Consider the following 12,263-nt stretch of genomic DNA (forward strand, 5'->3'; position numbering starts at 1 on the left):
GTCGAGTTCAGTGAGTGATAAGGTGCGGCAGCGAGCCAAATGGGCCCGATGGATCCACAAAATTCATGCCAAGAATGAACCTGAGCCCGGTTCCATGCAATATTCGCGCCAAGAACCCCAACAACGCTTGGCTTGATTGGTCCATAACGTCGACGTCGTCGATCATCACCGTCGTTGAAGGAAATCGCATTTTGACCAAATGGGCTAGCAACGACCGAGCCGCCGCAAACGCTCCGTCGGACTCAGCCCAGGCCAAATCACTTGACAATAATTGCGCTTGCGGGTCATCGATCGCCGCTAACATCGCTGAAACGCCCGAGTACTCCCAAGCCAGCTCTGCCGGATTTGCCCGCACCAGAACTGCTCCGTCAAACTCGCGCGCAGCCAGCTCTAGTAAAAAGGTTTTGCCCATCCCCGTTTCACCAGTCACGATCAAAATCTGATCGGCCTGGCCGATGTGGGTCTGTTCAAGCCTGCTTAGTTCTTCTGCTCGATCAACCCGTGTCATGCGCCGTCACCCAGTCCCCATTGTGGTTCAAACGGTATTGGTAAATATTTGCACGCCTAAGCCTGAACCGGCTGAATTGAGATGAATCCGTTAGCTGAACTGTTCGACGTCAACGCCCGGAGTCTCTGGGCCCGCGCACTTCGGCGTAGAACCCTTCGATGTGCGAGGACACCAAGCTAGCGGCCTTAGCGTTTTCGCCGCGCAAAAGCGCTGTCAACAGCTCACTGTGCTCTTGGTGCAGCCGGACGGCGACCTCTGGGGCATTAATCAACTGAGCCGCATTTCTCGCTGTGTAATCTCGAATCGCTTCTCGTAGCGAAAGCATGACAGCACTCACGACAGAATTCCCGGCGGCCTCGGTTAGTGCGTAATGGAATTGCACGTCCAGAAACAAGAATTCCTCCGGGTTTGCTGGCTGGACTTGGGCCATCTCAGCCAAAAGCCTGGCCGCCTCGGCGAGGGCCGGCGATTCTGGATCGGCATGAGAACAAGCCCAGCTTTCCAACATAATTCTGGTTTGAACAACATCAGTCACCGGTAAATGCGAGCTAGCCACGTGAAACCGCAGCATTGAGCCAAGAGCTTGCGATGGTTCAGCGGTAATAATCGTGCCCGATTCGGGGCCGGAACCAACGCCGGCCAGGGCTACGCCAAGCGCTTCAAGCACACGAATAGCTTCTCGAATCGATGTTCGGGGAAGGCCAAATTTCTCGGCTAGAGCTCGTTCTGCCGGCAGCCGATCTCCTACCGCCAATGCGCCTGAGGCCAGCTGCTCTTCAATCCAGCCGAGCACCATCTGATGAGTCCGCACCGTCAAATCATACCTGTGGTAGGACCACATAAGATAAAGTGCTCCTAAAGCTATGGTCCAACCACACTAATCGGAGGAGAATCGTGAGCATCCCCCCAGCCCTACGTCGCCGGGTACCCGACGTCGGCAGTCTGACCGAGCTGATGAAATTCAAAGCGCCGCAATTCGGCACTGACGCTCGCCTCGCCAAAGCCAGCACCATTTGGGACCTTCGCGCAATGGCGAAACGCCGAACGCCCGCTGCCCCGTTCGACTACACCGACGGTGCCGCAGACCGCGAGATTACGATGAATCGGTCCCGGCAGGCGTTCGACCATCTTGAGTTCAACCCCGAAGTGCTCCACGACGTCTCCAAGGTGGATCTCAACACCAAGATCTTTGGCAAAACCTCTTCGATGCCGATCGGTATTGGCCCCACCGGGTTCACCCGATTGATGCAATCCGAGGGCGAATATGCTGGCAGCGCCGCCGCCGCGGCAGCTGGGATTCCCTATACGTTGTCCACTCTGGGCACCGCTTCAATCGACGATGTTGCTGCACACGCGCCAACGGCTCGGCGCTGGTTCCAGCTTTACGCGACGCGAGATGTTGAAAGCAATCTTGCGCTCATCCAACGGGCGGCCGCCGCTGGCAACGACACGATCATTCTGACTGTGGACACTGCGGTTGGCGGCATGCGATTACGCGACGTTCGCAATGGCATGACCATTCCACCGCAGTTGACCTTGAAAACCATTGTTAACGCATCGTATCGACCCGCCTGGTGGTTCAACTTTCTGACTAGATCGCCCTTGGAATTTTCTTCGTTGAGCAGTTTCGACGGCACTGTTTCAGAGTTGCTTAGCAATACCTTCAACACCGGACTGAATTACCAAGATCTAGACTGGCTCCGCGCAAACTGGCACGGAAATCTTTTGGTCAAGGGAGTTCAATCCGTCACCGATGCCCAAAAAGCAATCGACCACGGTGCCGATGGCGTAGTGCTTTCCAATCACGGTGGCAGGCAATTAGACCGGGCGCCGCTGCCATTTCATCTGATTCCGAAGGTCCGTGCAACGGTTGGCACCGAAGCGACAATCATGATGGATACGGGCATTATGTGCGGTGGTGACATTATTGCCGCGATAGCCAGCGGCGCCGATTTCACCCTCATCGGACGCGCATACCTGTATGGCTTGATGGCCGGCGGTCAGCGCGGAGTTGCGCGCTCATTGGAGATTCTGCGCACCGAGATGGTTCGCACCATGACGCTGCTAGGCGTGACGAAAATCAGTGATCTCAATCCAGACCACGTCAATCAACGGGCCGACTCGATCTGACTTCTAGCGAAGACTAGATCAGCAAAGTTAGTTTTGGGTCTCTTTGCGGCGACCGAACTTCGGCAGGTTTGCAATAAGATCGGCCGCCTTTGTTGCGGCTCGACCAACGCTGCGGCCAATCTGTTGCGGCATCGACTCTGGATCTTCGACCTCTGGAGATTCAAAGTTGGCCGGCGCAGTCGAAGCTGAGGCGGGGTGCCTAGCGCCGGTTAATCCGGCATTTACGCCCTGGGCCTCGCTTGCCGTCAAAGACCACCCCGGCGTCGCAACACCAAAGTCTTCAAGCCAGTCAGCGACAGTTGCCAGTGGTGCCGGCACGAGTTTGTAAAAACGTCGTTGCCCTTCAGCGCGCATCGAAACGAGACCAGCCTCGCGGAGCACGCGTAAATGTTTGGATACTGTTGGCTGACTCGCGCCGAGTTCTTCGACCAGTTCGCCAACTGCCTTGTCGCTCTTTTGAAGCGCCGTAAGGATTTCGCGCCGCGTGCGTTCAGCGAGCACGGTAAAGACATCTTCGTTCACCATGGAACTACCCTAGCGATATATACGCCAAAAGGCATCAATCAAACCACGGATCCAAGCCGTAGAGCGGAAAAATTTCCTTGCGCGTCGCCATAATAGCTCGATCCACCGCGTCCGCAGGGTTGTAGCCAACTTCCCAGGATCGCCACCAAAGATCCGCATCATCGCCCATTAGATTCGGAGCTTCTTCGCCAAAAGCAGCTTTCACTCGCTCCCGCCAAAGCTCCGGGACCTGCTCTCGGAGCGGAATTGGCCGGCCAGAAACAATCGCCACCAGATGCGCCCACACCCTTGGCACAACATCTGCCACACTGTAGCCGCCACCGCCGGTAGCCAACCAGCGCCCTTCGCAAAGTTCATCCGCGAGCGCAGCAATACTCATGGCGGCTTCGCGCTGCGCATCCACAGTAGTGTTCAGATGGGTCAAAGGGTCAGATCGATGTGAATCGCAGCCGTGCTGGGACACAATAACCTCTGGCCCAAAGGCCCGCACTACCTGTGGAACCACCGCATGGAAGGCACGCAACCAACCGCCGTCGCCGGTATATGCGGGCAAGGCAATATTTACTGCCGTGCCGACCGCCCGCGGCCCACCAGTGTCATTAGCAAATCCGGTGCCTGGAAAAAGCGACAGACCTGATTCATGCAGCGATACGGTCAGAACGCGTGGATCGTTATAGAAAATGTTCTGAGTTCCGTCGCCATGGTGAGCATCAATGTCTAGATAGGCGACGCTGTTGACGCCAGAGTCGAGCAACAGCTGAACCGCTGCGGCAGCGTCGTTATAAATGCAGAACCCGCTGGCGGAGCCACGGTCCGCATGGTGCATACCGCCGGAAAAATTCACGCCACGCTGCGCCGTTCCAGCCAAAATCGCCTGCGCTGCTCGCAGCGACCCACCAACTAGTCGGGCACTTGCTTCATGCATGCCGGCGAAAGCCGGGTCATCAACGGTTCCCAAACCACGTTCTGGCACCGGATGCGGATTTGCGCTGACTGAACGCACGGCCGCAATATATTCGGCGTCGTGCACGCTCAGCAGCTCCAAATCGCTGGCGACATAGGGTTCAGCCACGGTCACAGCATCGCGGTCAAATAGCCCTAGCTGCTCGGAAAGCTCAGCCGTCAACGCCAATCGAGCCGGCGCCATCGGGTGGCCCGGACCAAAGTTGTAAGCAGTCAGCGAAGGAGCCCAGACCACGCAAGTGTTGGGCAGTGGAGTGTTTGCGGCAAGAGATGGAACCATCTCTGACAGGCTACGTGATCTGCCGCACAGCCGCGCAATTGGCTCATGCTTGCATGAATATGCCGCAAAGGTGATTTACTACTTGTCAGATCAACAAATTCCGCAGGCAGAAAGTTTTACCTACGATGGCCAAGGGTCAACCTGGCTGGCATCCGCCAACCGAGCGCGGGCGCTTTGCTTTCATTGGCGTACTCCGAGACTTCATTGACTCGGTGGCGAACTCGTCCCCTGCCCGCTTGGCACTCATCGTCTTCGCCTTGGTGATCATGTTTTTCACCACGCTGCTCACTTTGCCAATCTCTTCGGCAAAGGGCCAGGTCACCGCGCTCCACGATGCTCTTTTCACCGCAGTCTCCGCAGTCTGTGTCACCGGCTTGACCACAGTTTCTACCGCCCTGCACTGGTCGTTCTTCGGCCAGTTGGTGATCCTCATCGCAATCTTCGTCGGCGGTTTGGGCATTCTGACTCTGGCCTCGCTGATGGCTCTCATGGTTTCTAAACGCTTGGGCGTCCGCGGGAAGCTCATTGCGCAGGAAGCGATGAATGCCAGCAAACTAGGCGAAGTTGGCACGCTGTTGCGGATCGTCATCACCACCTCAGTGGCGATTGAAGTTTTGCTGGCGTTAGTGCTTGCGCCCCGGTTCATGATCCTCGGTGAATCCTTTTGGCAAGCGATCTGGCATGCCGCTTTCTATTCAATTTCTGCATTCAACAACGCCGGCTTCACCCCGCATAGCGACGGTTTAGTGCCTTATGAAGCAGATCCCTGGATTTTGACGCCGCTGATGGTAGGCGTGTTCCTTGGTTCGTTGGGCTTCCCAGTGATGATGGTGCTGCTCTCCAAGGGTTTTCGAATCTCGCGCTGGAATTTGCACACCAAGCTCACGATGCAGGTTTCAATCATCTTGGTAGTGGTCGGCATGCTGGGATTTGCGGCCTTCGAATGGAGCAACACCATTGGCGGCCTATCCTTCGGCGATAAGCTGCTGCATTCGGTATTTGCGTCAATTATGACCAGATCTGGCGGCTTCAATCTGGTGGATATGAACTCGATGGAGCCAGTTTCCAGGCTTTTCACCGATGCGTTAATGTTTGCTGGCGGTGGCTCGGCGTCCACCGCCGGTGGCATCAAGGTGACCACCCTTGCGGTGATGTTCTTGGCCATTGTCGCCGAAGCTCGCGGCGACTCGGATGTGAAAGCTTACGACCGGACCATTCCGCAGGGCACCATGCGAGTGGCAATTTCCGTTATCGTGATGGGCGCGACTTTTGTACTGCTGGCAACCGGAGCCCTGATCATGATCAGCGGCGCTCCACTGGACAAGGTACTGTTCGAGTCGATTTCCGCTTTCGCAACCGTTGGCCTCAGTACCGGCTTGAGTAGCAACCTGCCACCCGCGGGCGTCTATGTGCTTTCACTGCTGATGTTTGCCGGTCGCGTTGGCACCATTACGCTTGCCGCTGCATTGGCGCTACGTCAGCGTCGACAACTGTTCCACTACCCAGAAGAAAGGCCGATCATTGGCTGAGAAATCAGGGTCGCAACGACCCGCGCACAATGCACCGGTTCTAGTCATCGGACTGGGCAGATTTGGCTCCGCCACCGCAGAGCAGCTGGTTAAACAGGGCCGTGAGGTGCTGGCCATCGAACACGATCCGGCACTCGTACAGAAATGGGCTGGCGTGCTAACCCACGTCGTCGAGGCAGATGCGAACAACATCGACGCGCTGCGCCAACTTGGTGCGCAAGACTTCAACTCCGCCGTCGTTGGTGTGGGAACCTCCATCGAATCCAGTGTGCTGATCACGGTCAACCTGGTCGATCTAGGCATTGAGCACCTCTGGGTCAAAGCGATCACCCAGTCGCACGGCAAAATCCTGACCCGGATTGGTGCGAACCACGTGATCTACCCCGAGGCCGACGCCGGAGTCCGCGCCGCGCACTTGGTCTCCGGCCGGATGCTGGACTTCATCGAGTTCGACGACGACTTCGCGATCGTCAAGATGCACCCACCAAAAGAGACGCAGGGCTTCACTTTGGAAGAGTCCAAAGTTCGGTCCAAGTACGGCGTCACGATTGTTGGCGTAAAGTCGCCCGGCGAGGATTTCACCTATGCGCAGCCAGACACCAAGGTGTCCTCCCGCGACATGCTGATCGTCTCTGGGCATGTCGACTTATTAGAACGTTTTGCTGCCAGGCCCTAACTTCGCAGCGAAACCCAGCTCAGGCCTGATTGAGCTCTGCTGTGATCACATCAGAGCGCGCCGCGGCGGCCCTGGCACCTGCCAGCACCACGCCAGGCAGCCCCTGGGCGTCAAAAGTGGCGATCGCTTGCTCAGTGGTGCCGTTGGGACTCGTCACTGCCTTACGCAGCGCTGCAGCGTCGGCTCCTGGCTGACTCAGCATGATTCCCGCACCAGCAACGGTTTCGTTGGCAAGCGTTTTTGCAGTTTCATGATCTAGGCCAAAATCGCGAGCCGCAGCGGCCATCGCCTCAGCCAGGTAGAAGGCGTAGGCCGGACCGGATCCGCTAATTGCACCGATTGCTTGCATTTGCGACTCTGGCACCTCTAAAACAACGCCAGAGTCGGCAAAGACTTCGCGGGCCAGCTCTGCCTGTGTCTCGGTGACAGATTCGCCGCGGGAAAGTCCGACGACGCCGCGGCCCACCATCAGCGGGGTGTTTGGCAAGGTCCGCACAACGGGCTGCCCAGCCGGTGAGGCATTTTCGATCTGTTCAATGGCGACAGCACCCGCGACACTTACCAACACCGTCTCCGGGCTGAGCGAAGCGGCAATTTCACGGCACAATGGGACTACCTGGGCCGGCTTCACACCCAAAACCACAATATCAGCACCCGCAACTGCCAGCGAATTTGCATCGGCCTGCTCGGAGTTCGCTACAGCAGTGATCCTATGCCTTTCGGCAAGCTCTTCCGCGCGTTCTGCTCTGCGGACGGTGGCTATAACCGAAGAGGGGCTGAGCGGGCCAGATAACAGCCCGGCCAAGATAGCTTCGCCCATAGATCCGCAGCCCAAGAATGCAATTCGATTGATCATGATTCCATCCTGTCATTCTTGGTCAATACGCGCAGAATGCGTTCTTTCATTTTCATGATTCTGAGTCAAACTTTGCTTTATTTTCAAGGATTTTGGCTATTTTACGAACTTCACCTTCTCGCTACCGTATTACCAGGTTATTCCCAGGTTAACAGCAGGATACGCCCAGAATCCGGACTTAGATTCGTAAGTACCTCATAAAGGTGCGAGTGATTGCGGACTGGCTAGGTTTCCTAGCTAGTTGTAGCACCGGAGAGTCTGCCAGCGTCCCCCCCCAACCACTGGCAACGATGACTCTCCGGTGCTTTCTCGTTTAACCCCACCGACGTTTGCGACAGCAAGACAGCATTGCGATAGCTAGAACTCGCGAAATCTGGCTATCCGAAATCCGCCTGGCTATCCGAAACGGGTCAATCTCGCGCTAAGTGCTTGCGAGCAAATGCCAAGGTTTCTTGGAGCCACTCTTCACGCTCACCGGGGACTTGAGTCTTCCGGGTGGAAATCTCGGCCACCACGACGCCGTCAAATTCCGATGCCGCGAGGAACTGCAATACCTGCGCCGCTTCTTGGTCGCCATGGCCCGGAATTAAATGCTCGTCTCGATTGGTGCCATTGCCATCCGTCAGATGCAGGTGCCGCAATCGCGAGCCAAGCGAGCGCACGCCGTCCAAGGACGAGGCTCCAGCAGTGGAGGCATGTGAAAGATCCCAGGTGACGTCGTCGTACGCTTGGTCGATCGGGTCCCAATGCGGAAGGTAGGCCTTTGCCTCACGCCCACGAACCCGCCAGGGGTACATATTCTCCACGGCGATCCGAATCCCGGACGATTCAGAAAGATCGCGCACGCCCTGGACAAAGCTCTCTGCGTAGTCACTTTGCCAGCGAAATGGCGGATGGACCACCACGACGTCGGCCCCGAGTTGGGCGGCCATATCCACCGAACGCTCCACCTTGGTCCAAGCGCTCCCCCAGACTTGCTGGGTGAGTAATAATGTTGGCGCATGAATCGCGAGCACCGGAAGCCCATAACGCTCGCTCAACGCTTGGAGCGCCTGTGGATTCTGGCTCGTAGCGTTGTTAGTCACCATCACTTCGAGTCCGTCATAACCCAGATCGCGAGCGATAGAGAAGGCATCGTGAACTGACAGCGGATAAACAGAGGCGCTAGAGAGTGCTACCGGAATCGGGGCAATTGCTGGCTTCGGTTGACTTGTCATTGTGGTCTATTTTGCCACGGGCTCCACCGCGGCCGGGCTACCGATCGCGGCCAGCTCGGCAGCAGGACGGGCTGTAACGTGCCGTGGCGGGTCTAACGGCCCATCGAAGACTAGTTGGTCTAGCCGCCGTAAAATAAGTCCTTCACGCAGCGCCCACGGGCAAATTTGTAACGTCTCACCCTTGAATAACTCCAAGGCTGCCTCCGCAACCAACGCCCCAGCAAGCAGTTGCGTGGCACGTGCTTCCGAGACACCCGGCAAATGCAGGCGATCAGCCGCGCTCATGGCGGTAAGCCGCTGCGTCCACAACCCCAGATCAATCGCATGTAACTCCCGCCGCACAAATGGCCCCATTGCGCTCGGCGCGGCACCGGTCACGCGAGCCAGCGAACGGAAGGTCTTCGAGGTGCCAGTGATCAGCGTTGGTGCCGCGAGGGCAGAGAACTCTTTGACGTGTGGCTTTAGCGTGGAACGAATGTATTTGCGCAGATCTTTGACGCTTTTGGCACTGGGTGGATCCTCTTGCAGCCAGTCCCGAGTGAGCCGCTGCGCGCCCAGTGGCACCGAAACAGCTTTGGACGGGAGTTCGTCGGCGCCCAGGGCCAGTTCAAATGAGCCGCCACCAATATCTAAGTCCAAAATGGTGCCAGCACCCCAGCCATACCAACGCCGCACGGCAAAAAAGGTCATTGCGGCTTCTTCGGCGCCGGTCAGCTCGCGCATTTGCACGGTAGTTTCTTGCTGCACGCGCGCCAAGACCTGCGCGCCGTTACTTGCCTCGCGAATTGCCGAGGTACAAAATGCCAACAAATCTTCAACCCGGTGTTTAGCCGCGAATTCCCATGCTTCCAGTACAAACTCGACTAACTCGCGCTGGCCCGCCTCGGTGATTGCGCCGTCGTCGTCCAGGTATTGCACCAAGGAGAGCGGGCGTTTATGCGAGGCGAACGGAATTGGCTGGCCACCTGGATGCGCATCAACCAGCAAAAGGTGGACGGTGTTTGAGCCAATGTCGAGCACGCCAAGTCGCATGTTGCCATTATGTCGTAAACCCTCTGGAGAATTACTCCGCACGCCTGCAGCCGTTGGACTGATTCGCCTCGCAACCATTGATTGCTGAGGCCAACGGGTATAGGACTGAAGATATGACCGAAACCTTGACTGAAGCTCGCCGATTGACGTCCAAAAACATCAGCATGAATCATTTCAACCGAATGTCATCAGACTTCGACAATGATCCGACCGCGTTGCGTGCGCAAAATGCCGCGACCAGAACTGCGATCAACGACTTTTCTGTCAATCACCAAGTCATTGCCTCCAGTTCACGCTCCACCTCTGTGCAGTTGGACGACTGGAAAGTGACTAATCAGAAGAAATCCGGCCGTTGCTGGCTGTTTGCCGCGCTCAACCTATTGCGCGCTGATGCTCGTCGAATCTTGAATCTCAAAGATTTCGAGTTCTCGCAAAACTACCCGATGTACATCGACAAGTTGGAGCGAGCTAATTACTACCTGCAGTCGATCATTGAGACGGCAGACCGGCCGCTTGGCAGCCGGGTAGTTGCGTTCTTGAGCGAAACGCTCATGGGCGACGGCGGTCAGTGGAACATGGCCGCGAGCATCTTCAAAAAATACGGTGCGGTGCCGAAAGAAGCCATGCCGGAGACGCAGTCCTCTTCGGACACCGGCCAGATGAATGCCAGGCTGCAGACACTTTTGCGCAAGGCAGCTCTGGAATTGCGCTCAGCCGTAGCCGCGGGTGCCGACGAGGCTGCGCTGGATGCCGCCGTCGAGCGCGGTCTGGCTCAAGTTCACCGGGTGCTGAGCATTCACTTAGGCACGCCGCCGAGTTCTCTTGACTGGCAGTGGAACGACGACGATAAGAAATTTAGTCGGGTAGGCAGCGTCACTCCGCAAGAATTTCTGGCGAAATACACCGAACTCAACTTGGACGATTACATTTGCCTGGTTGATGATCCGCGGCGTGAGCATCCCAAAGGCACGCCGTTGACGGTCGAGTACTTGGGCAACATCATTGGCGGCGACCCTACCGTCTACTTGAACGTCGATATTCAGGTGATGAAAGACTTGGCGCGCGAGGCCTTAGAGAACGGCTCCCTGGTCTGGTTCGGCTGCGATGTGGGACCGCAAATGCTGCGCGCCGAGGGACTTTGGGATGCGAAGGTTTTCGACTATGACGGCGTCTACGGCGTAGATCTAGGTTTAGACAAGGAACAACGCGTCAACGTTGGCGAATCGGCCATGACGCACGCGATGCTTTTCACTGGTGTTGATGTGGTTGACGGCGCAGCGGGCGCGAAAGACACACGGCGCTGGCGGGTGGAGAACAGCTGGGGTGAAGGCAACGGAGACATAAGGCTTCTTCACCATGAACGATTCTTGGTTTGACGAGTACATGTTCGAAGTCGCGGTGGACCGAACAAAACTGAGCCCTGAACTGCAGGCCGCCTTGGCTAAGGAACCGATTGTCTTACCGGCCTGGGACCCAATGGGCGCCCTGGCCTAAATCCCCCGCTCCCGCCACCCCTAGCCCAAACGCTGCACCACTTTTCGGGCTTAAAACCATGGTTTAAGCCCGAAAAGTGGTGCAGCGTTTGTGATTCAGGCAGTTGCGAGCAGGCTCTTCATTTCGTCAATCTCAGCTTGCTGACCAGAAACGATGCTGGCTGCAAGCGATTTGGCCTCGGAACTCTTGCCTTGCGCCTGCTCGGTTTTTGACGACTCGACGGCGCCCTCGTGATGCGCGATCATCTGGCTCAGAAACAACTTGCCCGCATCTGCACCAGAGGCATCCGCCAAGGCCTTCAACTGAGATTCATCCATCATGCCCGGCATCGACATCGAACCGGTCATCGTTTCCGGTTCGCCCCAAGCAACCAGCCAAGACTTCATCTTTTCAATTTCCGGCCCCTGGGCAGCTTTTATTCGCTTCGCCAGATCAATAACCTTCGGATCGACGTCGGGCTTGCCCAGCACGGCGTCGCTCATCGTGACCGCTTGCTGGTGGTGCACGGCCATCATCTGCGCAAACATCGTGTCCGCGGAGTTATTCGCTTTTGCCGCATCACTCGACGCGGAGCCATGGTTCATCCCAGACATTGAATCTGGGTTCGTAGAACAGCCGGCCAAAGCCAAGGTCACTGCGATAAGCGCGGCGGGGATAATAAAAAAACTTTTTCATACGATTTCCTCGTTTTCGGTTTCAATTGAGCAATTTCAAAAGGATATACGCAAGAAAATGCTCAGGTCCGACTGATCGAGAGTTCGTCCAGTGAAGGTGTCGCGGGCTCAAAATAATAGTTTTTGCTCGGCAACTTAGTCTCGGCCCAGCGATCTCCAACGAATTCAGACGGCGAATCCGGGGCGCTGCCATCAGGCGCCTGCGGCGCAGGCAACGGAATGCAGATGCTCATGGTGTTAGTTGAGCTCTGTTCGCAGCACGGCATCTGTACGTTATCGATGCTGGCCATCGGCATTGAATGCATGCCGATGAGGCCAAAAAACAGTAAGGCTACAATCATGCCCATTCAAACCAGTCCTTGATCAAAATGACAAAAGG

Annotated in this window: 14 protein-coding genes; 5 read left to right on the forward strand and 9 right to left on the reverse strand. The window is 56.7% G+C overall.

Annotation, left to right across the window (positions count from 1 at the left end):
* Nucleotides 1–7: 7 nt before the first annotated feature.
* Together RSAL33209_RS12050 and RSAL33209_RS12055 are read right to left on the reverse strand one after the other, a co-directional pair.
* Nucleotides 8–508, reverse strand: a complete 501-nt coding sequence (locus tag RSAL33209_RS12050) for an ATP-binding protein (RefSeq protein WP_012246100.1) — start codon at nt 506–508, stop codon at nt 8–10.
* 109 nt (nt 509–617) lie between these two features.
* The gene (locus RSAL33209_RS12055) at nt 618–1,349 is read right to left on the reverse strand and encodes a FadR/GntR family transcriptional regulator (RefSeq protein ID WP_012246101.1); all 732 of its coding nucleotides are present in this window, start codon (nt 1,347–1,349) and stop codon (nt 618–620) included.
* A 113-nt stretch (nt 1,350–1,462) separates the two neighbouring features.
* On the opposite strand from RSAL33209_RS12055, the gene RSAL33209_RS12060 reads away from it, so the two are divergent.
* Complete coding sequence (locus tag RSAL33209_RS12060) at nt 1,463–2,638, forward strand: alpha-hydroxy acid oxidase (RefSeq protein WP_114597641.1); 1,176 nt, start codon at nt 1,463–1,465, stop codon at nt 2,636–2,638.
* A gap of 27 nt (nt 2,639–2,665) precedes the next feature.
* Here the strand turns inward: RSAL33209_RS12060 and RSAL33209_RS12065 are convergent, their stop codons facing one another.
* Together RSAL33209_RS12065 and RSAL33209_RS12070 are read right to left on the reverse strand one after the other, a co-directional pair.
* Nucleotides 2,666–3,163, reverse strand: coding sequence for an ArsR/SmtB family transcription factor (locus RSAL33209_RS12065; RefSeq protein ID WP_012246103.1), 498 nt, complete (start codon nt 3,161–3,163; stop codon nt 2,666–2,668).
* A 34-nt stretch (nt 3,164–3,197) separates the two neighbouring features.
* A complete protein-coding gene (locus RSAL33209_RS12070; protein WP_012246104.1) occupies nt 3,198–4,406 on the reverse strand; it encodes an acetoin utilization protein AcuC in 1,209 nt (402 codons plus the stop codon).
* Between the two features lie 125 nt (nt 4,407–4,531).
* Here RSAL33209_RS12070 and RSAL33209_RS12075 point away from each other — a divergent pair, with 125 nt between their 5' ends.
* Both RSAL33209_RS12075 and RSAL33209_RS12080 read left to right on the forward strand, forming a co-directional pair.
* Nucleotides 4,532–5,935, forward strand: coding sequence for a TrkH family potassium uptake protein (locus RSAL33209_RS12075; protein WP_012246105.1), 1,404 nt, complete (start codon nt 4,532–4,534; stop codon nt 5,933–5,935).
* A complete protein-coding gene (locus tag RSAL33209_RS12080) occupies nt 5,928–6,611 on the forward strand; it encodes a potassium channel family protein (protein WP_012246106.1) in 684 nt (227 codons plus the stop codon). Before RSAL33209_RS12075 ends, RSAL33209_RS12080 begins: the two co-directional genes overlap by 8 nt.
* Nucleotides 6,612–6,630: 19 nt before the next feature.
* Here the strand turns inward: RSAL33209_RS12080 and proC are convergent, their stop codons facing one another.
* The 3 genes from proC to RSAL33209_RS12095 form a co-directional block, all read right to left on the reverse strand.
* Nucleotides 6,631–7,467, reverse strand: coding sequence for a pyrroline-5-carboxylate reductase (proC, locus tag RSAL33209_RS12085; RefSeq protein WP_012246107.1), 837 nt, complete (start codon nt 7,465–7,467; stop codon nt 6,631–6,633).
* Nucleotides 7,468–7,877: 410 nt separating this feature from the next.
* A complete protein-coding gene (locus RSAL33209_RS12090; RefSeq protein ID WP_012246108.1) occupies nt 7,878–8,684 on the reverse strand; it encodes a sugar phosphate isomerase/epimerase family protein in 807 nt (268 codons plus the stop codon).
* Between the two features lie 6 nt (nt 8,685–8,690).
* The gene (locus tag RSAL33209_RS12095) at nt 8,691–9,716 is read right to left on the reverse strand and encodes a Ppx/GppA phosphatase family protein (RefSeq protein ID WP_041684770.1); all 1,026 of its coding nucleotides are present in this window, start codon (nt 9,714–9,716) and stop codon (nt 8,691–8,693) included.
* A 113-nt stretch (nt 9,717–9,829) separates the two neighbouring features.
* Between RSAL33209_RS12095 and RSAL33209_RS12100 the strand changes: the two genes are divergently transcribed.
* Nucleotides 9,830–11,092, forward strand: coding sequence for a C1 family peptidase (locus RSAL33209_RS12100; protein WP_199533173.1), 1,263 nt, complete (start codon nt 9,830–9,832; stop codon nt 11,090–11,092).
* A complete protein-coding gene (locus tag RSAL33209_RS19305; RefSeq protein WP_012246111.1) occupies nt 11,073–11,210 on the forward strand; it encodes a C1 family peptidase in 138 nt (45 codons plus the stop codon). The genes RSAL33209_RS12100 and RSAL33209_RS19305 overlap by 20 nt, the downstream gene beginning before the upstream one ends.
* A 95-nt stretch (nt 11,211–11,305) precedes the next feature.
* On the opposite strand, the gene RSAL33209_RS12105 is transcribed toward RSAL33209_RS19305, so the two are convergent.
* On the reverse strand, nt 11,306–11,803 hold the full coding sequence (locus RSAL33209_RS12105) for a DUF305 domain-containing protein (RefSeq protein ID WP_114597642.1): 498 nt from the start codon (nt 11,801–11,803) through the stop codon (nt 11,306–11,308).
* Nucleotides 11,804–11,946: 143 nt separating this feature from the next.
* Complete coding sequence (locus tag RSAL33209_RS12110; RefSeq protein WP_012246113.1) at nt 11,947–12,231, reverse strand: hypothetical protein; 285 nt, start codon at nt 12,229–12,231, stop codon at nt 11,947–11,949.
* Nucleotides 12,232–12,263 lie beyond the last annotated feature (32 nt).

The organism is Renibacterium salmoninarum ATCC 33209 (genome assembly GCF_000018885.1).
Lineage (GTDB): Bacteria > Actinomycetota > Actinomycetes > Actinomycetales > Micrococcaceae > Renibacterium > Renibacterium salmoninarum.